The sequence below is a fragment of the Streptomyces pseudoechinosporeus genome (assembly GCF_054783935.1).
On record NZ_BAAGPS010000023.1, the window covers coordinates 200,662 to 222,404 of the forward strand.

At 70.8% G+C, this 21,743-nt stretch carries 24 protein-coding genes; 16 read left to right on the forward strand and 8 right to left on the reverse strand.

The annotated features are described in order from the left end of the window. Positions 1 to 68 precede the first annotated feature (68 nt). Positions 69 to 965 (forward strand): NAD(P)-dependent oxidoreductase, encoded by an 897-nt coding sequence (locus ACYVO6_RS24350; RefSeq protein ID WP_461064464.1) that lies wholly within the window; start codon positions 69 to 71, stop codon positions 963 to 965. Between the two features lie 46 nt (positions 966 to 1,011). Here ACYVO6_RS24350 and ACYVO6_RS24355 read toward each other — a convergent pair whose 3' ends face one another. From ACYVO6_RS24355 to ACYVO6_RS24365, 3 genes are read right to left on the reverse strand one after another with little or no spacing between them, the layout of a single operon-like run. Further along, on the reverse strand, positions 1,012 to 1,731 hold the full coding sequence (locus ACYVO6_RS24355) for an FAD:protein FMN transferase (RefSeq protein WP_461064466.1): 720 nt from the start codon (positions 1,729 to 1,731) through the stop codon (positions 1,012 to 1,014). Between the two features lie 10 nt (positions 1,732 to 1,741). Further along, positions 1,742 to 2,182, reverse strand: a complete 441-nt coding sequence (locus ACYVO6_RS24360) for an FMN-binding protein (RefSeq protein ID WP_461064468.1) — start codon at positions 2,180 to 2,182, stop codon at positions 1,742 to 1,744. Between the two features lie 10 nt (positions 2,183 to 2,192). Further along, positions 2,193 to 3,530 carry a ferredoxin reductase family protein gene (locus ACYVO6_RS24365; RefSeq protein ID WP_461064470.1) on the reverse strand — a complete coding sequence of 446 codons (1,338 nt, stop codon included), beginning with the start codon at positions 3,528 to 3,530 and terminating at the stop codon, positions 2,193 to 2,195. A 137-nt stretch (positions 3,531 to 3,667) separates the two neighbouring features. Here ACYVO6_RS24365 and ACYVO6_RS24370 point away from each other — a divergent pair, with 137 nt between their 5' ends. The 7 genes from ACYVO6_RS24370 (at position 3,668) to ACYVO6_RS24400 (ending at position 10,190) form a co-directional block, all read left to right on the forward strand. Then, entirely contained in the window at positions 3,668 to 4,384 is a 717-nt protein-coding gene (locus tag ACYVO6_RS24370; RefSeq protein ID WP_461064472.1) for a response regulator transcription factor, read from the forward strand. Continuing rightward, positions 4,381 to 5,823 (forward strand): sensor histidine kinase, encoded by a 1,443-nt coding sequence (locus tag ACYVO6_RS24375; RefSeq protein WP_461064474.1) that lies wholly within the window; start codon positions 4,381 to 4,383, stop codon positions 5,821 to 5,823. The genes ACYVO6_RS24370 and ACYVO6_RS24375 overlap by 4 nt, the downstream gene beginning before the upstream one ends. A 162-nt stretch (positions 5,824 to 5,985) precedes the next feature. Further along, complete coding sequence (locus tag ACYVO6_RS24380) at positions 5,986 to 6,636, forward strand: GntR family transcriptional regulator (protein ID WP_461064476.1); 651 nt, start codon at positions 5,986 to 5,988, stop codon at positions 6,634 to 6,636. A gap of 47 nt (positions 6,637 to 6,683) precedes the next feature. Next, the gene (locus tag ACYVO6_RS24385; RefSeq protein ID WP_461064478.1) at positions 6,684 to 7,436 is read left to right on the forward strand and encodes a PIG-L deacetylase family protein; all 753 of its coding nucleotides are present in this window, start codon (positions 6,684 to 6,686) and stop codon (positions 7,434 to 7,436) included. Continuing rightward, positions 7,433 to 8,152, forward strand: a complete 720-nt coding sequence (locus tag ACYVO6_RS24390) for a 4-carboxy-4-hydroxy-2-oxoadipate aldolase/oxaloacetate decarboxylase (protein ID WP_461064480.1) — start codon at positions 7,433 to 7,435, stop codon at positions 8,150 to 8,152. Before ACYVO6_RS24385 ends, ACYVO6_RS24390 begins: the two co-directional genes overlap by 4 nt. Further along, positions 8,149 to 9,243 carry a 4-oxalomesaconate tautomerase gene (locus ACYVO6_RS24395; RefSeq protein ID WP_461064482.1) on the forward strand — a complete coding sequence of 365 codons (1,095 nt, stop codon included), beginning with the start codon at positions 8,149 to 8,151 and terminating at the stop codon, positions 9,241 to 9,243. The genes ACYVO6_RS24390 and ACYVO6_RS24395 overlap by 4 nt, the downstream gene beginning before the upstream one ends. Next, complete coding sequence (locus tag ACYVO6_RS24400; RefSeq protein WP_461064484.1) at positions 9,240 to 10,190, forward strand: catechol 2,3-dioxygenase; 951 nt, start codon at positions 9,240 to 9,242, stop codon at positions 10,188 to 10,190. Before ACYVO6_RS24395 ends, ACYVO6_RS24400 begins: the two co-directional genes overlap by 4 nt. Positions 10,191 to 10,249: 59 nt before the next feature. On the opposite strand, the gene ACYVO6_RS24405 is transcribed toward ACYVO6_RS24400, so the two are convergent. Next, positions 10,250 to 11,185: an alpha/beta hydrolase fold domain-containing protein gene (locus tag ACYVO6_RS24405; RefSeq protein ID WP_461064486.1), complete on the reverse strand. Its 936-nt coding sequence runs from the start codon at positions 11,183 to 11,185 to the stop codon at positions 10,250 to 10,252. Between the two features lie 307 nt (positions 11,186 to 11,492). Between ACYVO6_RS24405 and ACYVO6_RS24410 the strand changes: the two genes are divergently transcribed. From ACYVO6_RS24410 to ACYVO6_RS24445, 8 genes are all read left to right on the forward strand, one after another. Further along, positions 11,493 to 12,251: an FHA domain-containing protein gene (locus ACYVO6_RS24410; RefSeq protein WP_461064488.1), complete on the forward strand. Its 759-nt coding sequence runs from the start codon at positions 11,493 to 11,495 to the stop codon at positions 12,249 to 12,251. A gap of 66 nt (positions 12,252 to 12,317) precedes the next feature. Then, complete coding sequence (locus tag ACYVO6_RS24415) at positions 12,318 to 12,713, forward strand: TOBE domain-containing protein (protein WP_461064490.1); 396 nt, start codon at positions 12,318 to 12,320, stop codon at positions 12,711 to 12,713. A gap of 52 nt (positions 12,714 to 12,765) precedes the next feature. Beyond that, positions 12,766 to 13,548 (forward strand): molybdate ABC transporter substrate-binding protein, encoded by a 783-nt coding sequence (gene modA / locus ACYVO6_RS24420; RefSeq protein ID WP_461064492.1) that lies wholly within the window; start codon positions 12,766 to 12,768, stop codon positions 13,546 to 13,548. A gap of 41 nt (positions 13,549 to 13,589) precedes the next feature. After that, positions 13,590 to 15,554 (forward strand): ABC transporter permease, encoded by a 1,965-nt coding sequence (locus tag ACYVO6_RS24425; protein WP_461064494.1) that lies wholly within the window; start codon positions 13,590 to 13,592, stop codon positions 15,552 to 15,554. Positions 15,555 to 15,719: 165 nt separating this feature from the next. Beyond that, a complete protein-coding gene (locus tag ACYVO6_RS24430) occupies positions 15,720 to 16,109 on the forward strand; it encodes a cell division protein SepF (protein ID WP_461064496.1) in 390 nt (129 codons plus the stop codon). Positions 16,110 to 16,207: 98 nt separating this feature from the next. Beyond that, a complete protein-coding gene (locus tag ACYVO6_RS24435; RefSeq protein ID WP_461064874.1) occupies positions 16,208 to 17,443 on the forward strand; it encodes an AAA family ATPase in 1,236 nt (411 codons plus the stop codon). Continuing rightward, positions 17,440 to 17,790: a nucleotide pyrophosphohydrolase gene (locus ACYVO6_RS24440; protein ID WP_461064498.1), complete on the forward strand. Its 351-nt coding sequence runs from the start codon at positions 17,440 to 17,442 to the stop codon at positions 17,788 to 17,790. The genes ACYVO6_RS24435 and ACYVO6_RS24440 overlap by 4 nt, the downstream gene beginning before the upstream one ends. Before the next feature lie 161 nt (positions 17,791 to 17,951). After that, positions 17,952 to 18,422 (forward strand): DUF6099 family protein, encoded by a 471-nt coding sequence (locus ACYVO6_RS24445; RefSeq protein WP_461064500.1) that lies wholly within the window; start codon positions 17,952 to 17,954, stop codon positions 18,420 to 18,422. 218 nt (positions 18,423 to 18,640) lie between these two features. Here the strand turns inward: ACYVO6_RS24445 and ACYVO6_RS24450 are convergent, their stop codons facing one another. The 4 genes from ACYVO6_RS24450 to ACYVO6_RS24465 all read right to left on the reverse strand — a co-directional run bounded on the left by ACYVO6_RS24450 (position 18,641) and on the right by ACYVO6_RS24465 (position 21,702). Beyond that, entirely contained in the window at positions 18,641 to 20,245 is a 1,605-nt protein-coding gene (locus tag ACYVO6_RS24450) for a polyamine aminopropyltransferase (protein WP_461064502.1), read from the reverse strand. 12 nt (positions 20,246 to 20,257) lie between these two features. Next, positions 20,258 to 20,695, reverse strand: a complete 438-nt coding sequence (locus ACYVO6_RS24455) for a DUF350 domain-containing protein (RefSeq protein WP_461064504.1) — start codon at positions 20,693 to 20,695, stop codon at positions 20,258 to 20,260. Between the two features lie 99 nt (positions 20,696 to 20,794). After that, positions 20,795 to 21,199 carry a DUF4247 domain-containing protein gene (locus ACYVO6_RS24460; RefSeq protein ID WP_461064506.1) on the reverse strand — a complete coding sequence of 135 codons (405 nt, stop codon included), beginning with the start codon at positions 21,197 to 21,199 and terminating at the stop codon, positions 20,795 to 20,797. Further along, complete coding sequence (locus tag ACYVO6_RS24465; protein WP_461064508.1) at positions 21,196 to 21,702, reverse strand: DUF2617 family protein; 507 nt, start codon at positions 21,700 to 21,702, stop codon at positions 21,196 to 21,198. The genes ACYVO6_RS24460 and ACYVO6_RS24465 overlap by 4 nt, the downstream gene beginning before the upstream one ends. Positions 21,703 to 21,743 lie beyond the last annotated feature (41 nt).

Here is a 21,743-nt window from a genome sequence, read left to right on the forward strand (position 1 = left end):
GTGTAGCCCTAGGGGTTTCGTTTCCTCCCCGGCTACGTTCACCCGGGGGTATCCACGAAAGGACTCCGATGACCGACAAGCTCACCGTGAGTGTCCTGGGCACCGGCATCATGGGCGCCGCGATGGCCCGTAACCTCGCCAAAGCCGGGCACGCCGTCCGCGCCTGGAACCGCACTCGCGCCAAGGCCGAGCCTCTCGCGGCCGACGGGGCGCACATCGCCGGCACCCCCGCCGAGGCGGTGACCGGCGCCGATGTCGTCCTGACCATGCTGTACGACGGTCCGGCCGCCCTGGAGGTCATGCGCGAGGCCGCGCCCGCACTGCGCCCCGGCACGGCCTGGGTGCAGTCCACCACCGCCGGGATCGAGGGCATCGGTGAGCTGGCCGACTTCGCCCGCGCACACGACTTGGTCTTCTACGACGCGCCCGTGCTGGGCACCCGGCAGCCCGCCGAGGCCGGCCAATTGCTGGTCCTTGCCGCGGGCCCGGTCGAGGGCCGGGACGCGGTGGCTCCCGTCTTCGACGCGGTCGGCGCCCGTACGGTGTGGACCGGCGACGACGGCGCGGTCGGCAGCGCGACCCGGCTGAAGCTCGTCGCCAACAGCTGGGTCCTGGCGGCCACCGCGGCGACCGGCGAGGTCCTCGCGCTGTCCAAGGCGCTGGGTGTGGACCCGCAGAGCTTCTTCGACGCCATCGCCGGGGGCCCGCTCGACATGGGCTACCTGCGCGCCAAGGCCGGGCTCATCCTGGACGACCGGCTCTCTCCGGCCCAGTTCGCGGTGGCCACCGCCGCCAAGGACGCCCGGCTGATCGTCGAGGCGGGCGAGCAGCACGGCGTACGCCTCGACGTCGCCGCCGCGAGCGCCGCCCGCATGCAACGTGCCGCCACCCAGGGCCACGCCGACGAGGACATGGCCGCCGCGTACTTCGCCAGCTTTGACCCCGAGGAGGACGCGTCCACCTGAGCCGCGTACGGCGGACGGGACGGGCCCGCAAACGCTCAGAACCCCGTCACGCCGCCACCGGAAACCCCGCCGTCCGGAACACCTTCCGCTCCGCGTCCACGGCGAACACCTCGCAGTCGTCGCGCGCGGCGGCCCAGTCGATGCCCTCCGGGCCCATCGCGAAGGCCGCCGTCGCCGTGGCGTCCGCCTCCGTCAGGGACGGGGACACGATCGTCACGCTGAGGAGGCCCGTGGCCGGGCGGCCGGTGCGGCCGTCGATGATGTGGTCGCCCCGTTCGTAGCGTGCGGAGGTCGCCACGGCGCCGTCCGTCACGTCCAGGACCGTGCACAGCTTGTCGGCCTGTTCGGGATGCCGTACGCCCACCCGCCAAGGACCGCCGGTCGCGACCACGTCGCCGCCGGCGTTCAGGCAGAACCGGGACGCCCCGGTCGCCGTCAGCAGGTCCGCCGCCCGCTGCACCGCCCAGCCCTTCACCATGGCGCAGGGGTCGAGGCCGCGACCGGGCAGCCGTACGTCGAAGGCGCCCCCGGTCGCGACCCGGTACCGCTCGCACAGGTCGAGGATCTCCGCCAACTCCGGGCTGACTTCGTGGAGTTCGAGCTCACCCCGGTCAAGGCGCGACACCTCGCTGCCGGGCTTGAACGGGCTGAACCGTTCGTCGACCTCGCGCAGCCAGTCGAAGGCCCGGTCCGCGGCCTCGGCGGCGTCCCCGTCGGCCATCCGTACGGAGATCGGGAACCCCATGATGTGCTCGACCCGGCGCACCCTCAGCCCCTCAGCCCTTCGCGTCAATGGCGGCCTGGAGGGACTTGACGTATCCCTCGCTGGTGATCGTGGCGCCGGACACCGTGTCGATGTCGGCGCTCTGCGCCTCGAGCGTCGCCTCGATCAGCTTCGGCACGGCAGCCTCGGTCTGCGGGTGGTTCGGCTGCTGCAGCATCCGTACGGAGCTGATCTCGTCGCCGGTGAAGGTGACCTCCACCTGCACGGGGCCCTTCTCGGTGTTGAGGGTCGACCCCGCGATGACCTGGTTCGAGGTGCCCGAGCCCGACGAGCCGGAGCCCGACGAGGAGGAGGCAGAAGGGTCCGCGGAAGGCGTCGAAGCCGGCGCGGCGACCTCGGTGTTCGACGACGACGTTTCGGCCGACGGTGCGTAGCGCCAGACCGGGATCAGGGCCGCGACGCTCAGGACAAAGACAGGCAGTGCTCGCTTCATGGTGTCCCCCTCATCCGGCCAGGCTGAAGCGTTCGAAATGGATCTGCTGCTTGGGCACGTCCAGATCGCGCAGGGTGCGCAGGACGGCGCCGGTCATGCCGGGCGGGCCGCAGACGTAGACGTCCCGGTCGGCCACGTCCGGTACGAGCCGGGCGAGTTCGGTCGGCGCCAGCTTGTCCGGCGTGGCCGGGCCGGTGACCAGGTGCAGCTGGGCGCCCTTGGCGTGGGCCAGTTCGCGCAGCTCGTCGTAGAGCACCGCGTCCTGGTCGGTGGCCACCCGGTAGATGACGGCGGCGTGGCCGTGCAGGTCCTCCAACAGGGCCCGGATCGGGGTGACCCCGACGCCGCCCGCGATGAGCAGGGCGTCAGGCCGGGTCCGGTGCATCGTGGTGAAGGCGCCGTACGGGCCCTCCGCGAACACCCGCGTGCCGACCTTCAGGTGCCGCAGCGCGGCCGTGCCGTCGCCGGCCGTCTTCGCGGTCAGCCGCAGGCTGCGGCCGTCCGGGGCCGCGGACAGCGAGAAGGGGTTGGCCTGCCACCAGCGGCCCTTGGTCAGGAACCGCCACAGGAAGAACTGGCCGGCCCGTGCGGGCAGCCGGTCCAGATCGCGGCCGGTGATGTAGATCGACACGACGTTGTCGGACTCGGGGACGACGGCCGAGACGCGCAGCTGGTGCCGCAGATTGCGCCACAGCGGCAGTACGAGCCGGCCCACGAACACCGAGCCGAGCGCCACGCCCCACATCGCGTACCAGTACGTCTTGGCCGTCGAGTTCGTCGTGAAGGTCGTGCCCACCGCGACCTGGTGCGTGAAGGCCAGCACCACCGCGACGTACGTGTACAGGTGGATGAAGTGCCAGGTCTCGTAGGCCAGCCGGCGCCGGGCCCAGCGCGCCGAGACCGCGCCGATCACGATGATCAGCACCAGGGCGACGATCGCGCGCAGCACACCCTCGACGGTCTCGGCGAGGTCCACGAGCTGGCTGACGGGGTCCATCGAGGAGTACTCGGCGTAGCCGAGGGTGATGAACACGCCGTGCCCCAGCAGCGACCACAGCAGACCGAAACCGACCCAGCGGTGCCAGGAGGTCAGCCGGTCCATGCCGATCCGGTGGTCGAGCCACGGCAGCCGGGCTACGAGCAGAAGCTGGAAGGCCATGAGGAGGGCGGCGTACAGGCCGGTCAGCCGCCCCAGCAGGAGGAGGGCGTTCGAGTCGAGCCCGGACTGGAAGAAGAAGGCGGTCACCACCGCGACGTTCGCGGCCAGCAGGGTGTACAGGCCGGTGCGGGCCACCACCTTGGGGCGCACCGCCGGTGTGGGCGGTCGGACACGTTGGACAGTCGTCACGGGACGGCAACTCCTCGATCAAGGATCCGGGGATACCGAGCCTGCCTGGTGGGAGCTGTCGTTTAGCTGTCGGTCAACTTTCAAGTTTTTATCGATGTGAGTCTTGGAGGTCGGACGGCTATGGCGTCAGGAGATACGTGAAGCACTATGAGCGGGTGGAAAAAGTACGTCTTCTCGTGGTGGACGACGATCCGCCCATCGCCGACCTGGTCGCCACCGTCGCCCGCTATGAGGGCTGGGACGCGGTGACCGCGTACTCCGGTGAGGAGGCGCTGCGCCAGGCCGCCGAGTTCCATCCCGACATCGTGGTGCTCGACCTGATGCTCCCCGACCTGGACGGATTCGGTGTCCTCGACCGGCTGCGGCTGTCCGGGACGATGGTGCCCGTCGTGTTCCTCACCGCCCGCGACGGCGTCGCCGACCGGATCGCGGGCCTCACCCGGGGCGGCGACGACTACCTGGTCAAACCGTTCGCGGTGGAGGAGCTCATGGCCCGGCTGCGCACCGTACTGCGCCGCAGCGCGGGACCCGGCTTCCAGCGGTCCGTGCTCCAGGTCGCCGACCTGACGATGGACGAGGACACCCGCGAGGTGCGCCGCGGCGAGAAACTGCTCACGCTCACCCCGACCGAGTACGAGGTGCTCCGCTACCTGATGCGCAAGTCACCGACCGTGCTGACCAAGGCGCAGATACTCGACCACGTCTGGGAGTACGGCTTCGGAGGCCGCTCCAACGTCGTCGAGCTGGTCATCAGCCGGCTCCGCCGCAAGCTCGACGAACCCGACGACGGCCGAGCCCCGCTGATCCACACCGTGCGGGGCGTCGGGTACGTGGTGCGGCAGGTCGCCGAGTGATCGGCCGGCTGAGGCGGACCTATCGCAGAATGCGCCTGGGCACCCGGCTCGCGCTGGGCATGGGGGTGCTGTCCCTGATGGTGTTCGCGGTCGTCGGTACGGCGCTGACGACCTACATGCGGGACTATCTGTCGGAGCAACTCGACACACAGCTGGCGCAGGGGCAGATCGCCCAGTCCAAGAGCATCGAGGAATACGGCACGCTCTCGGGAAAGAAGTACTACAGCTGGTTCTACGCCGTGTACGACGTGTCGGACGGCAAGCCCGTGCTCCGCAAGCCCGAGGACCCCGGCGACCTGCCGAAGGACGTCGACGAGTTCGCCACCGTGGCCCGGGCGCAGATGTCCGCGGACACGGAAGTCCTGCGCACCGGCTATCTCAAGGACAAGGGCAGCTACCGGCTGCGCGCCTGCGAGGTCGAGCCCGGCCTCATCCTGGTCAGCGCCGCGCCCATGGACGGCATCGACAACACGGTGGGCCGGCTGATCGCGATCCAGGCCGTCGCCTTCGGTGTCGCGCTCCTCGCCCTCGTCGTGTTCGGCCGGGGGATGCTGCGGCGCGGTCTGAAGCCACTGAGCGACATGGCGCACACCGCCCGCGGCATCACCTCGCACGACCTGACGGACTCGGCGCGGCTGTCGGTGCGCCACGACGGGCGCAGCGGCGGCCCCGAGGTCGAGGAGCTGCGCACCGCCTTCAACACCATGCTGGAACACATCGACGACTCGCTCGCCGTCCGTACGCAGGCCGAACAGCGGCTGCGCCGCTTCGTCGCCGACGCCTCGCACGAGCTGCGTACGCCCCTGATGTCGGTACGCGGCTACGCCGACCTGTTCCAGTACGCGGCGGCCAACACCCCCGAGGAGCGCGACAAGCACCTGGCCCGGCTGCGCGCCGAAGCCGCCCGGATGGGCATCCTGCTGGACGACCTGCTGCTGCTCGCCCGCCTGGACGCTGCCGATGTGGAGGCACCGCTGCGGCTGGAGGAGATGGACCTGGTGGAGCTGGTGCACCAGGCGGCCGACGCCTTCCGCGCGGGCCGGAGCGACCACCCGCTGACCGTCACGGCCTCTCCCGGCCCGGTACGGCTGCGCCTCGACCCCCTGCGCCTGAGGCAGGTGCTGGACAACCTGCTCTCCAACGCCGCCGTGCACACCCCGGCCGGTACGAAGGTGTCGGTGGAGGTGTGCGTCGAGTCCGGCATGGCGCTGGTCCAGGTCACCGACACAGGACCCGGCATCCCGGCCGCCGACCAGCACCGCGTCTTCGACCGCTTCTACCGCGTCGACAAGGCCCGCAGCCGCGACCGGGGCGGCAGCGGCCTGGGCCTCGCGGTCGCGCACTCACTGGCCCGCGCCCACGGCGGCACCCTCGAACTGACCAGCTGCCCGGGCTCGACGACCTTCACGATCAGGCTTCCGCTGGGCCGAACGGCCTGAGTCACGATCGTCCCGGGCGTCGGGTTCCTTCCGAAGGAACCCGGCGCCCTCCGTCTTTGACGACCCCGAGAACCGCTTTGCGTTGGCGTTATGGCGACGAAATTGTTGACAATCTTGTTCGCCTACATTTACGTTCGACAGGCACTCACTCAGGGAGAGCAGATGGCGAACGAGGCCAGGCCGAGCACCGGAGAGCAAGCCAAGCAGCACGCGCTGGCGCAGCTGCGGCAGGCGATCCTGGGCGGCGAGATGTCACCGGCCCAGCGGCTGGTGGAGAACGAACTCGCCGAGCAGTTCGGTGTGACACGGGCCAGTGTGCGCGCGGCACTGATCGACCTGGCGGGCGAGGGACTGGTCGAACGGATCCCCAACCGCGGCTCACGGGTCCGGGTGGTGACGGTCGAGGAAGCGGTCGCCATCACCGAGTGCCGCATGGTCCTCGAAGGGCTGTGCGCGGCCAAGGCGGCCGTCGAGGCCACCGACGACCAGCTCACCGAACTGGCCGACCTCGGCACGGCGATGAGCAAGGCCGTCGCCGACGGCGAGCCCATGACCTACTCCGGACTCAACCAGGAACTGCACGCCAAGATCCGGCACTTCTCCGGCCAGCAGGTGGCCGTGGAACTGCTGGACCGGCTCAACGCGCAACTGGTGCGCCACCGCTTCCAGCTCGCGCTGCGACCCGGACGGCCCCAGCAGTCCGTGAACGAACACCTGGCCATGATCGAGGCGATCAGGGCCCGGGACCCCCAGGCGGCCGACGCGGCCGCCCGCGCCCACCTCGCGAGCGTGATCGACGCCTTGCGCGAATAACGCCGGAGTGGGTCAACGGACCTGTCCAGCAAGGAGATTCACAAGCCATGACGCACGACGACAAGGCGCCCGCACCCCCACGCTCGACCCTCGTCATCACCGCGCACGCCGGGGACTTCGTATGGCGGGCCGGAGGAGCCATCGCCCTGGCCGCCTCCCGCGGCGAGCGCGTGACCATCGCCTGCCTGACCTATGGCGAACGCGGCGAGTCCGCCAAGGCATGGCGCGAGGGCAAAACGCTGGAGGAGATCAAGGGGATACGCCGCGAGGAGGCCGAGAAGGCCGCGGCCACCCTCGGCGCGGAGGTCGTCTTCTTCGACGCCGGCGACTATCCCCTGCTCGCCACCCCCGAGCTGACCGACCAACTCGTGGGCGCCTACCGCAAGACTCAGCCCGACGTCGTACTCACCCACCCGCTGGAAGACCCGTACAACGGCGACCACCCGGCCGCCGCCCGCATGGCCCTGGACGCCCGCGTCCTCGCCCAGGCCATCGGCTACCCCGCCGAGGGCGAGGTCATCGGCGCCCCGCCGGTGTTCTTCTTCGAGCCGCACCAGCCCGAGATGTGCGGCTTCAAGCCCGAGGTCCTCCTCGACATCACCGAGGTCTGGGAGACCAAGCGCCGGGCCATGGAGTGCCTGGCCGCGCAGCAGCACCTGTGGGACTACTACACCGACCTCGCCGTCCGCCGCGGCGTCCAGCTCAAGCGCAACGCAGGCCCCAACCTCGGCCTGCCGCACACGACTTACGCCGAGGCGTACATGCGCCCCTACCCGCAGATCACCGGGGAGCTGGCATGACCGGCGTGATCGTCACCAACCCCCCGAAGGCGGCCGAGAAGGACGTGGACGCCCTCTCCGCGTACGGCGTGGCCACCGTCCACGAAGCCCTCGGCCGCACCGGCCTCCTCGGCCCGGACCTGCGCCCCATACAGCAGGACGTACGCATCGCCGGCACCGCCGTCACCGTCCTGAGCTGGCCCGGTGACAACCTCATGATCCACGCGGCGGTCGAGCAGTGCGGCGAGGGCGACCTCCTCGTCGTCACGACCACCTCGCCTTCCACGGACGGCATGTTCGGCGAACTGTTCGCCACCGCGCTCCAGAGCCGCGGCGTACGCGGCCTGGTGATCAACGCGGGCATCCGGGACACCGCCGAACTCCGCGCGATGGGCTTCCCCGCCTGGTCCGCCGCCGTCAGTGCCCAGGGCACCGTGAAGGCGACCGGCGGCTCGGTCAATGTGCCCGTCGCCATCGGCGGGCAGATCATCCGGCCCGGCGACGTGATCCTCGCCGACGACGACGGCGTGATGTGCGTGCCCCGCGAGCGAGCCGCCGAGGCCGTCGAGGCGTCCGCCGCCCGCACGGCCAAGGAGGAGGCCTCCCGCGCCGCCTTCGCCGGGGGCCAACTCGGCCTGGACCGCTACGGCTTGCGCGAGACCCTCGTACGCCTGGATGTGCAGTACCGGTCATACGCCGACTACGCCGACTACGCCCGCGACGAGGCGCGATCGTGACCGGCCCGCCCGAGGAGGTCCGCTGCATGCTGATGCGCGGCGGCACCTCCAAGGGCGCCTACTTCCTGGCCGGCGACCTGCCCGCCGAACCCGCCGTACGTGACGACCTGTTGCTGCGCGTCATGGGCAGCCCCGATCCGCGCCAGATCGACGGGCTCGGCGGGGCGCACCCCCTGACCAGCAAGGTGGCCGTGGTGTCGGCCTCGGCCGGTCCCGAGGCGGACGTCGACTATCTGTTCCTCCAAGTCGGCGTCGAGACAGTCGAGGTGTCCGACCGTCAGAACTGCGGCAACCTGCTCGCCGGCGTCGGCCCCTTCGCCGTCGAGCGCGGCCTCGTCGCCCCGACGGACGGCGAGACCTCCGTACGGATCCGCATGCTCAACACTGGCGACCTCGCCACCGCGGCCTTCCCCACCCCGGGCGGACGTGTCGACTACACCGGCTCCGCCGAGATCTCCGGCGTGCCGGGGACCGCCGTGCCCGTGGTCATCGAGTTCCCGCCGGGCGGCAGCCCGTTGCTGCCCACCGGCAAGGTTCGCGACACCGTCGCCGGTACCCCGGTGACCTGCGTGGACAACGGGATGCCGACCGTACTGATCGCCGCCTCCGCCCTGAAGATCACTGGTTACGAGGACCCCGAGGACCTGGAGAAGGACCCGGCCCTCGCCGACCGGCTCCGTGAAATCCGCCTGGCGGCGGGCCCGTTGATGGGCCTCGGCGAGGTCGAGGGCACCACCGTGCCCAAGCTCAGCCTGCTGGCCCCGCCCGCGCACGGCGGCGCGGTCATGACCCGCACCTTCATCCCGGTCCGCTGCCACACCTCCATCGGCGTCCTGTCCGCCGCGAGCGTCGCCGCCGGGCTGCGTATCGAGGGCGGCGTCGGCCAGGACATGGCCGAACTCCCGGCAGCGGGGGAGCGGCTGCGCATCGAGCACCCCACCGGGTTCCTGGACATCGAGGCCGGCGTCGACGCCGGAGGCGGCGGCCCGGTGGCCCGCCGCACGGCCGTCGTACGCACGGCGCGGAAGATCTTCGACGGCACCGTCTTCGCCCGGCTGTCCTCCACTCTCGACCCACGGAGCCCCCGATGACCCCTCCCCTCGGAGACATCGCCCACCTCGGGCACGTCGAACTGCTCACCCCCGACCTGGACCGCAGCCTCGCGTTCTTCACCGACTACCTCGGCCTGACGGTCAACGGCCAACGCGGCGACTCCGTCTACCTGCGCACCTGGGACGACTACGAGCACCACAGCCTGGTCCTCACCGCGCACGAGACCTCCGGCATCCGCCGCACCGCGCTGCGCGCCTCCAGCGAGGAGGCCCTGCAGCGCAGGGTGAAGGAGCTGGCGTCCGCGGGCCACGAGGGCCGCTGGACCGAGGACGAGCCCGGCCTCGGCCCGCTCTACGTCACCACCGACCCGGACGGCCACGAGGTCGCCCTCTACTGGGAGTCCGAGTGGTACCGGGCCCCGGAGGCGCTCAAGCCGGGCCTGAAGAACCAGCCCCAGGCCAAGCCGGGCCACGGCGTGGCCGTACGCCGCCTCGACCACGTCAACTACCTCGCCGCCGATGTCGCCGCCAACGCCGACTTCCAGCAACACGTCCTCGGCGCCCGCCCGACCGAGCAGATCCGGCTCGACAGCGGCAGGATCGCCGCGAAGTGGCTGACCTTCACCAACAAGTCGTACGACGTCGTCTACACCGAGGACTGGACCGGCTCACGAGGCCGGCTGCACCACATCGCGTTCGCCACCGACACCCGCGAGGACATTCTGCGCGCCGCCGATCTCGCCCTGGACACGGGCGTGTTCATCGAGACGGGCCCGCACAAGCACGCCATCCAGCAGACGTTCTTCCTGTACGTCTACGAGCCGGGCGGCAACCGCATCGAGTTGTGCAACCCGCTCACCCGCCTGGTTCTCGCCCCGGACTGGCCCCTGATCACGTGGACCGAGGAAGAGCGGAAGAAGGGCCAGGCCTGGGGCCTGAAGACCATCGAGTCCTTCCACACGCACGGCACGCCACCGGTCGACTGACGCCGCGCCCCACAAGGGCTGGCGTCCTGACGGTTGCCAGCCCAACTCTCCGCCGTCTCCTACGCGTTGGCCGCCCGCCGCACATGGTCCGCGATCAGCGCGTAGACCGGCCGGGCGGCCTCGGCGTCATCGAGGTCGTAGCCGTGGTCGGCCTTGGGGACGAGGTGGTGCTCGGCCAGTGCTCCGGCCTTGCCGAGTCGCCCGGCGTACCGCTCGCCCTCGGCGCGGAGGAGGTCGTACTCGGGGGTGATGACGAGTGCCGGGGCGATACCCGTGAGGTCGGCGGTGTCCGCCGGGTTGGCCGGAGAGACCAGGCGGTCGGTGCGTCGGGCCGGGTCCGGCACGTACGAGCTGTCGAAGATCGCGCCCATCCACGGGCGCAACGCCGGCTTGGGGATGGCGGCCTTCTTGTCCTTGGCGCTCGTCGCGAGGTCGAGCGGCGGATAGTGGAGGACCTGGAGCGCGATCGCGGGCCCGCCCGTCCCCAGGGCCTGACGCGCCACCGCCGCCGCGAGACCGCCGCCGGCGCTCTGCCCGCCCACGGTGAGCCGGCTGCCGTCCCAGCCGTGCTCGGCGCCGTGCTCGGCCACCCAGCGGACGACCTCGTACGCCTGCTTCGGCGGGGCGGGGAACGGGTGCTGCGGGGCGACCACGTAGTCCACGTTGACCACGACCACGCCCGCCTCCGCGGCGAGGTAACGGCACAGTGCGTCGTCCATCTCCGCGCCCCGTAGCACGTATCCACCGCCGTGGAAGTTGACGTGGACCGGGGGGAGTACCCCATCCTCGGATTTGGGCATGTACACCTCGACCGGGGCCGGAGCTATGGACGTCGGTACCGTCAACTCGCGGACGTCGCGCGGAAATTCGGGAAGCCGCTCGCGCCACGAGGCCGCGGAACCGCGCCCACTGGCTCGTCGGCTCGCGAGCCCCAGCATGCGCTGCATGGTCTTCGCGGCGAAGGAGGCCACAGCGGGCCTGGCCAAGAGGGACATACGGCTCCGTTCGGGACTGTTCATTGTTGAGGTCAATCATCAGGATTCCTGGCGATCGACTGATGGGGGCGATGGTAGCGAACGGTCGCACGTACGGGCAGGGGTGCGGGGCTGGGAAATGGCTCCCATCGTGGGCGCGACCAGCCATAAGCGGCCCGCGGTAGTCGTACGGTGCTGCCCGGGAGCACCCCGTCGGGGACCGGTCCCGTATCCCTGCGGGCACACTGGCGCCGGGGTGCGCGGCGGAGGGGGACGCGCACCCCACCCGACCGACTCCCCGACACCGAGAAGACAGATGGAGGCCACCATGGATCAGCTCGCGAGTCTGGCTCGCGGTGTCACCGAGGCCAGTCCAGGCACCCTGCACGCACGCTCACTGACCGGCGGCATCAGGGTCCCGCCACGGCCGGGCCTGACGATCCGCTTCGGCCGCGGCGAGGAACCGGACGTGGACCTGGCGGTGGGCGAGGACGACCTGCGGGTCAGCCGCAGGCACGGCGAACTCACGTACCAGGCAAGTCAGTGGTGGCTGCGCAACACCGGACAGCAACTCGTCCGCCTGCCGCACGGCCGCCTGATGCACAAAGCCACCGAACCCATCCCGCTCACGCCCGGCTACACCCCGCTGTTCGTGAGGGGCTCGGGCTACCGGGAACACCTGGTCGAGCTGTATGTGACGGGCCACGACGCCCCCGGCCTCGTACCGCGCCGCCAGGCGAGCACCCTGAAGCCGCACCTCTGGCCGCTCTCCGAAGACGAACGGCTGCTGCTGGTCGTGATCGGCCAGCACTACCTCCTGTACGAGGACGGCCCGCGCCCCCTGTCCTACCGGAAGGCCGCCGCCCTGCTGGAGTGTCTGCGCCCGGACGACCACTGGACCGAGCGCCGTATCGAGCACAAGATCACGGAGGTCCGCAAGCGCCTCCACGGCGGCGGCTTCCCCTATCCGCTGATCCACGACAAGGATTCCGGAGCGCCCATGGACAACAACCTCCTGCACAACCTCCTCAGGGGCCTGGTCGAATCCACCACCCTGGTCCCGCCGGACCTGGAGATGATCGACTAGCACCTGCTGGGTCTGAACCGATCAGTTCCTTGCAGATGCGAGGCAGCATGGCCTAATCTGGCGCACATGCAGTCCTACACCATCGGGCAGGCGGCCCGGCTGCTCGGTGTCAGTGCCGACACCGCGCGCCGCTGGGCGGACGCCGGCCGCGTCGCGACACACCGCGACGAAGGCGGCCGTCGCCTCATCGACGGCCGTGATCTGGCCGCCTTCTCCGTCGAGATCGCGCAGAGCGGCACCGGTGAGGAGGAGCACCCGTACACCTCGGCGCGCAACGCGTTCCCCGGCATCGTCACCGCCGTGAAGCTGGGCGACGTCGCGGCCCAGGTCGAGATACAGGCGGGCCCGCACCGCCTGGTCTCCCTGCTGACCCGGGAGGCCGTCGAGGAACTGGGCCTGGAGGTCGGTATGCAGGCCACCGCCCGCGTGAAATCGACCAATGTGCACATCGACCGTGCCTGATCACCCGTCGGCCACGGTCCCCGGCGCCTCCCCTCGCAAGGAGCCCCACGGCATGTCCCTCCTCCGTACGGGGCGCCGTGCCGCCGCCGTACTCACCGCCGCCGCCCTGCTCGGCTCGCTCGCCGCCTGTGGCGATGACAACACCGAGCAGACCAGCGGGAGTTCGGACACGGCGAACCTCACCGTCCTGGCCGCCTCCTCCCTGACCGACGCCTTCAGGACCGCGGGCGCCGCGTACGAGAAGGGGCACCCGGGTACGAAGGTGACCTTCTCCTTCGCCGGATCCCAGGAACTGGCCGCGCAGGTGAAGCAGGGCGCCCCCGCCGACGTACTCGTCACCGCCGACACGAAGACGATGGACGGACTGCGGGCCGACACCGGCACCGCGACCGTCATCGCCAAGAACCGACTGGTCATCGCCGTCGGCGCGGGAAACCCGAAGCAGATCAAGGGCCTGGAGGACCTCGCCGACAGCAAGACGAAGGTCGTACTCGCGGCGCCCGAGGTGCCGGTCGGCCGCTACAGCAGGCAGGTCCTGGCCGACCGGAAGATCACCGTGAAACCGGTCTCCGACGAACCCAACGTCCGCGCGGTGCTCAGCAAGGTCGAACTCGGCGAGGCGGACGCGGGCATCGTCTACAAGACCGACGCGGCCACGGCGACCGACCAGACCGACGCGATCACCATCCCCGACGACCAGAACGCCATCGCCTCCTACCCCGCCGCCACCCTGAAGGAGTCGCAGCACTCCACGGCGGCCACGGCCTTCGTGAAATGGCTGTCCTCGCCTCAGGCCCAGCAGATCCTCCGCACCGCGGGCTTCGAGAAGCCGTGACGATTCGATGAGCCGTGACCAGTGATGAGCCGTAGCCAGTCATGAAAGTCCTACGCCCCGCCGACCCGGGCCCCGGAATCAGGCGCACCCGCTCCTCCCGCACGCCCCTCACCCTCGCCCTCCCCGCCCTGCTCGCCATCGCCTTCCTGCTCCTCCCGCTGGCCGGCGTCCTCGCCCGCACCGACTGGGGCGACCTGGGCGAGCACCTGACCAGCCCGGGCACCAGCGAGGCGCTGAAGCTCTCCTTGGTCGTCTCCTTCTGGTCGCTGGGCCTGTCGCTCGTGCTCGGCGTCCCGCTGGCCTGGCTGCTGGCGCGCGTACCGTTCCCCGGCAAGGCCCTCGTCCGCTCGCTCGTCCTGCTGCCGATGGTGCTGCCGCCCACCGTCGGCGGCGTCGCGCTGCTGCTCGCCTTCGGTCGGCGCGGGCTGCTCGGGCCCTGGCTGGAGGACGCCTTCGGGATCACGCTGCCGTTCCACACCTCGGGTGCGGTCGTCGCCGCCACGTTCGTCTCGATGCCCTTCCTGGTGATCAGCCTCGAAGGGGCGATCGCCGGACTCCGGCCGCGTTACGAGGAGACCGCCGCCTCCCTGGGCGCCTCGCCGCTACGGGTGTTCCGCACGGTGACGCTGCCCATGGTGGCCCCCGGTCTTGTCGCCGGAGCCGCGCTGACCTGGGCCCGCGCCCTCGGCGAGTTCGGCGCCACCATCACCTTCGCGGGCAACCTCCCGGGCACGACGCAGACCCTGCCCCTCCAGGTGTACCTGCTGCTCCAGGAGAACCCTCAGGCCGCGACTTCCGTCTCGCTGCTGCTGCTCGCCATCGCGATGGCGGTCCTCGTCGCCCTGCGCGGACGCTTCACGGGCACGCCGGGCAGCGCTCGCCCGTCCCCGCCCAAGCCGCCCGTGGACGAGGGCAGTTCACCCGCGGACACCCCCGCTGTGTACAAAGACGCTGCCCCGGACACGGAACGCTGGTCCCTGCACGCCGAGGTCACCGGCTTCACCCAGCTCGTCCTGGACGCGGACCCCGGCACCACCATCGCCGTCGTCGGCCCCAACGGCGCGGGCAAGACCACCCTGCTGCGGGCCCTGCTCGGCCTGACCCCGCGCGCCCACGCCGCACTGCGACTCGGAGACACCGACGTCACCCCACTGCCCCCGCATCGCAGAGCAGTCGCCTGGGTCCCCCAGGACGGCGCCCTCTTCCCGCACCTGACCGCACTCGCCAACACGGCGTACGGCCCGCGCGCCCACGGCGTACCGCGCACCGAGGCCCGCCGCGCCGCGCAGGACTGGCTCGACCGGCTCGCAGTGGGCCACCTCGCGCACCGTAAACCCGCCCAGCTCTCCGGCGGCCAGGCCCAACGCGTCGCCCTGGCAAGGGCCTTGGCCGTGCGCCCCCGCCTCCTGCTCCTCGACGAACCGCTCGCCGCCCTCGACCAGACCACCCGCGCCCAGGTACGGCACACCCTGCGCCGCCACCTCGAAGGCTTCGGCGGAGTCTGCCTGATCGTCACCCACGACCCCGTCGAGGCGGTGTCGCTCGCCGACCGCGTACTCGTACTCGACGAGGGCCGCGCCGTCCAGGACGCCCCGCCCGCCGAGGTCACCCGGCATCCGCGCTCACCGTGGGTGGCCCGCATGCTCGGCCGCAACGCCTGGCCCGGCACGGCGACCGCCGACGGTCTCCAACTCACCGACGGAGGAGGGCGGTTGGTGATCGCGGACCCACTGCCCGCGGGCACGGAAGCGCTCGCGATCATCGCCCCCGAAGCGGTCGCCGTCCACCGGGAGCGGCCCAGCGGCAGTCCCCGCAACGTCTGGCCCGGCACCATCCGCGAGATCACAGCCACCGGCAGCAGACTGCGCGTCCTCATCACCTCCGACCGAGCACCGGACGTGGTCGCGGAGATCACCCCACAGGCCGCCACCGAACTCGGCCTCGCGGACGGAGCATCCGTATGGACGAGCATCAAGGCGACGGAGACGACGGTCGTACGCCTCTGATCTCGCCGCAGCCCACAAGAGGGCTCTCCGACGTCAAGAGGGCTCTCCGACGTGATGTGCGGCACGACCGCCTCGCGGACCGTGTCGTTATTGGGCCGAACGGGTGAGCATGCGCAAGAATTGGCCGGTGCAGGAAATCAGTGCGAAACAGGTCGGGGGGAGCCGGTGAACGGCCACGACGTCACCGATGAACAGTGGGAAGGGCTCGCCCAGGTCGTCCCGCTGCGCGGCCGCGACGCCTGGCCCTCGGCGGTCGACCACCGGTCGATCCCCGACGCGGACACCGAACCGCGCCGCCGTTTCGTCGTGCTCCGGGTCAATATCTTCGGGGACGCGCGCGAGGTTGCCGAGACGCTGATGGCCGGTATCCCGGTCCTCCTCGACCTCACCAGCGCCGAACCGGACGTCGCCAAGCGCGTACTGGACTTCAGTACGGGCGTGGTCTTCGGCCTGGCGAGCGGCATGCACCGGGTCGAGCGGAACGTGTTCCTGCTCACGCCGCCGGGCACCGAAGTGGCCGGGCTGATGGAGGGTGCGGGAGTCCCCGGCACCTGACGATCACCTGCTTGACCTGCTGATCCCTCGATCGTAGGAAGGTCTGCCGGGCGGAACGGTTCGGCAGACCGGCGGAAGCCTACGGTCCGGATATGACCATGCCATTCCAGAGCGCCGCCGCCGCGGATGCCGCACCCGCCGAAGAAGCTGCTTGCGGCGGGCCGCCCGGCCCGGACCGGCGGCCGAGCGTCACCGCACTCCGCCTTTCGGCCTTCGCCGGGCACCGGCGCGCGGAGTTCCCGCTCAGCCCACTGACCCTCCTCTCGGGGCCCAGCGGCAGCGGCAAGACCAGTGCGCTACGGGCGTACGAGGCACTGGCGCGACTGGGTGGCGGGGCGTCGCTGGACGAGGTGTTCCCGGATCCCGGCGCCTGCGTTCCCGAGCGGGCCCGGCCCGATGCCGGGCGGCGGCGCGGATTCCGTATCGGCTGCACGGTCGACGGCCCCGCAGGAGTCGTACGGCTCGACCTCGCCGTGCAGGCCGAGCCCGAACTCCGCATCGTGGGCGAGCGGTTGACGACCGGCCGGGTCACCCTCCTGGAGACGGCCCTGCGTGACCCGAGCCGCCCCACCGTGCAGGCGGCCTGGCACACGGCAGGCTCGTCCTCCGTGACCCGGGCCCCTCTCCCCGACGACCGGCTCGGCACCGCGCTGCTCCCGCTGCGCGTGGCCGGCAAGACGGACGGCCAGCGTCAAGTCCTCGCCGCCGCCGAGCAGATGGTGGTCGCCCTGCGCTCCGTCTTCGCCTGCGACCCGGTGCCCCGGCACATGCGCACACCCGTGCCGCTCGGCGCGGGACGCCTGCTGCCCGGCTGCGACAACCTCGCCGAGGTGCTGTGGCGTACGCGGTCGGAGTGCGGGAGGCGGCACGGGCTGCTCGTCGCGGCGGTACGGGACGGGTGCGCGGGGCGGGTCGTGGACGTACTGGCCGAGGAGCTGTCTTCGGGCGCCGGACCGGGATCCGTACCGACGGCTCGGGCGGTCCAAGCCGTCCGGGCGGTGCGGGCAGTACTGGACCGGGGCGACGGGCTGCGGACGCCTCTCGGACTGCTGGGGGACGGGGAGTTGAGATACCTGGCCCTCGCCCTGGTGCTGCTCACCGGGCCGGGTGTGCTGGAGGTCGACACGGCGGGGGAGGTACCCGAGGCGCTCCAGACGCTCACGGTGCTGGCCGACGGCTTCGACCGCGATCTCGACGTACGGCAGCGGGACCAGCTCGTACGGCTGGCGGCGCGGATGTGCGAACGAGGGCACATCCGGCTGGTGGGGGCCGTGAGCGACGCGTCCTGGGCCTCGGGAGTGGACGGGGTCACGGTGGTACACCTTGAGCCGTGACAGAACTTGATGTGGCCCAGCTCCAGCGCAGACTGGCCGAGTTCGCGGCGGCGCGGAACTGGCAGCAGTACCACACCCCGAAGAACCTGGTCGCCGCGCTCAGCGTCGAGTCCTCCGAACTCGTGGAGATCTTCCAGTGGTTGACCCCGGAGCAGTCGGCCCAGGTGATGTCCGACCCGAAGAAGGCGTTCCGCGTGACGGACGAAGTCGCTGACGTCCTGTCGTACTTGCTCCAGCTGTGCGAGGTGCTCGACATCGATCCCCTCGCGGCGCTGTCCGCGAAGATCGACCGGAATGAGGAGAGGTTTCCGGTGGGGGAGGGCCTGGGGCAGGACTTGGAGGGATGATCGTCACTCTCCGGAGTTATTGGGTTGTCCACACTCGATTGGTTGTCCACAGATTTCCGTCTTCCTCTGGCTTTTCGCCCCAAGGAGCTTCACTCTGGGTAGTGGCAGGTGGAGTTCGGGCAGGCGTGTGAAGAGCGCGTCGGGACAGACGAGGACAGCGCATGGACGCGGTGCGGCTCATCGGTGCGAGCAGATGTGCCCTGATGGGAAGTGAGGACGCGGGGGGCATCATGGCGGAGGCCTGCCAGGCACAGGCCCTCGCCCAGGCGATAGGCAGTCGCCTCGCCATGTCCGGCCCTCCCGAATTACGAGGCGAGGCAGTGGGGTTGACCGAACTGGCAGGCAGAGGCTGCGGCGTCCTGGACGTCCCCCTGCCGAGAGCCGGCGCCCTGCGTGCCGCACAGCTCACAGAACTCGGCGATGCCCGCCAAGCGCTCGTCGACCTCGGCGGCCTCTTGGGCGAGGTGGGCATCGCCCTCGTGAGCATCGCGTCGACGGCGGATGAGGCGATGTACTGGCAGTGCATGGAAGCAATCGATGCGGCGGACGAGTCCCGCGACAGGGTTCTTGAGATGTTGCGGCGGCTGGCGGTGCGGGATGAGGCTGAGCAGGAGCGGGGGTCTGCGGCGTAGAGGGCTTGTGCGTAAGGGTGTTTCTGCAGATCAGGGCAGCGCCAATAGCGCCACCCAAAACGCCGCATCCTCATTTCGGGAACCACGGGGTCTGGTGGGCGCGGGCCCCAGGCCGCGTCGCTGATCGTGCCCTCGTAACGGCTGGCCGTGCACGGCGAACCCTGGCGCGAGACGAACCCGTCCCTGCCCACAAGGCAGATGATCTCGACCGCAGGCGGTCAGTAGTTCTCCCACTCGTCCAGCACGTACTCCAGCACGGCCGGGTCCATCAGCGTGCTCGGCCGTACGTCCTGGCGGCGGCGGTCCACGGGGAACACCGCGGCGGCCTTCAGGACCGCCTCGTCCAGGTAGCGCAGTTGCGGGGCCTCCGATGCCAGCCGCAGCGGCGGGGACGTGCCGCCGCCCGGGGTGGCCAGGACGAAGCCCCAGTTGCCGAAGCTCGGTACGTCGACCTGGAACTCGGTGGTCGAGTAGCCCGCCGTCTCGATCGTCTTCGCGATCGACCAGTACGTCTTCGGCGCGAAGAACGGCGACCCGCTCTGCACCATCACCCTGCTCTGCGGCGTCAGGACCTGGCCGAGCAGGTGGTAGAACTCCACCGAGTACAGCTTGGCCAGCGCCGCCGTGTCCGGGTCGGGGAAGTCGATGACGACCGCGTCGTAGTGCTGCCGGGCGCCGCGCAGCCAGTTGAAGGCGTCGGCGTTGACGACCTTGACCCTCGGGTCGTCCAACGCCTTGTCGTTGAGGTTGTGCAGGGGATTGAAGTCGCGCGCGAGCCGGGTCATCGCCGGGTCCAGTTCCACGAGGGTGACGTGCTGGACGTCGTCGTAGCGCAGCACCTCGCGCAGGGCGAGCCCGTCGCCGCCGCCCATGATCAGCACGTTGGCGCGGGAGCCGGCGAGGGTGGGGTGGACGAGGGACTCGTGGTAGCGGTACTCGTCGACGGAGCTGAACTGGAGGTCGCCGTTGAGGAAGAGCCGGATGTCCGGTTCGCCGGTGAAGGCGGTGGAGCGGGTGACGACGATCTCCTGGTACGGCGTCGTCTCCGCGTGGACGATCGGGTCTCGGTACATCTGCTGGCGCGCGGTCACCTCCAGGTCGTCCGCGAGGGCGTACGTCGTACCGAGCACGGCCAGGACCGCTGTGACCCCGGCCAGCAGGGCGTTGCGCACCCAGCGCCGGATCTGCCGGCGGAAGATGAACACCACCACGATGACACCGGCCACCGCGTTGACCACGCCGACCACGAGCGTGCCCTTGAGCTGGCCGAACGTCGGCAGGAGCCACAGCGGGAAGCCCAGGCCGCCGACGAGCGCGCCGATGTAGTCGACGGCGAACATGTCGGCGACCGCGCTGCCCGCCTCCTGCCGCCGGATCCGCTGGAGCAGGGTCATCAGCAGCGGGATCTCGGCGCCGATCAGCAGGCCGACGGCCACCGCGACCACGATCATCGCCGGGGTGTACAGCTGGAGCCAGGCGAACGCCGCGTACAGCACCAGCACCGACAGCCCGCCGACCAGCGCCAGCACGCCCTCCACGAGCGCGAACGCGCCCACCGCGCGGCGGCGCAGGGGTTTGGCGGCGAGGGAGCCGAGCCCCATGGCGCACACCATCACGGAGATCACCACGGAGGTCTGGAGCACCGAGTTGCCGATGAGGTAGCTGCCCAGCGCGGTCAGGGCCAGCTCGTACACGAGGCCGCAGGCCGCGCAGAGGAAGACGGCGAACAGCAGCAGGAAGCGAGCCCCCCGGGTGTGCCGGACGGCCGGGGGGCGGGAGGGCGCCGCGGTGGTGTCGCGGCCTTGCACGGTGGCGGCGCTCATCGAGGGACGCCGTTACGAGATCGCCGCGCCGACCATGAACCCGGTGCCCAGGTACATGCCGGCCTGGACCCAGGCGGCGGGGTGCGGACGGCCGTCCTGGTCGTCGAGGACGACCGCGCCCATCTGGCCCGGCGTGACCACGCCGATCACGATGCCGACGACGGTCATCACCAGCACCCCGGCCAGGCCGTACAGCAGCGTGCTGATCAGTCCGTAGCCGAGGCCCTGCTCGGACTCGCTCGCCTCGATGGCCTTCATGATGACCAGGCCCACGGCGACGGACTGGCTGCCCAGCAGGACGGCCGCGCCGCGGTTCCGGTCGGTCCAGACCACGTGGTACAGCTTGCCCGGCGTGACGAGGTCGAGGGCGATGAAGCCGACGGCCATCACGACGAGGCCCACGACTCCGTAGAGCAGGGACTGGCCGGTCGACTCGAAGATCTCGGTCACTGCGTTGCCTTTCTTGGGGGCGGGGTCGGGGCGTGATCAAGGTGCTGTGCGGGAGGAGCGTGGGATGCGTCGGGGGGTGATCCGGCCGGTCACCGGGCGTTACTTGCCCTCGCCGGGGCCGCCGCCGCGGAAGCTCGCGCTGTCCGGGTCCGGCCAGGAGGTGAGGTGCCGCTGGTGGCGGCGGTAGCCGTTGCGGTAGTCCTCGATCTCGATCAGGCTGCCGCTCCGGTGCGGCGAGACGGTGACCATGTCGTCGCCGTAGCGCAGGAACTCCATGCTGTCGCCGGAGGCACGGTCCCGTGCCGCCCGCTCGGTGTGGACCGCCTGGGCGACCTCGCTCGGGGTGCTGTCCGGGTCGCGCCAGTCCGCCCCGGTCGCGGTGTACGTCTTCCTGATCCACTCGCGCGGGACCGCGTCGTTGTCCCCGTCGCTGGAGCAGGCGGTGAGCAGGGTCGCGGCCAGCACGGCCGCCACCGCTGCGCGGACGAGTCGGGCGCTGTTCATCGGGCCTCCAGCCGGCTGTACGTCGATACGATCTGGCCGTTCTGCGGATACGTGTGCCAGGTGCGCCAGACGAGCCCGGCGCCGTACGGTCCCTCGGCCGTCTCGACGACCACCGCGGTGACCGCCTCCGGCGAACCGGGGAAGACTCCGCACAGGCTGTGCTCGGCGTCGGTGGCCCGGCCGAGGACCTGCGCCACCTCGGCACTGAACTCCTCGGGAGTCAGTCGGCGGGTGGTGGCGCCGAAGTCGTAGCCCCAGCCTGGCAGATGACGGGTGCAGGTCTCGGGCAAACCCCTCACCGCACCCTGCAGACAGGCCACCGTCTCTCTCAGGGGACCGGCGAACACCTGGTGCGAGGCCCCGAGCAGCCGCAGCCGCACATCCAGCCCGCCGAGCGACACCACACGTTCTGCCAGCGCCGGACGCTCCGTCAGGTCCAGCGAGAAGCAGAGTTGATCCGCATCCGTGTCCAGATAGGGGGCGTCCAGAGAAACGGCGTACACACGGCCCCCCGGTCGTTTCTTGCCATGATCGGCGCCCGAGT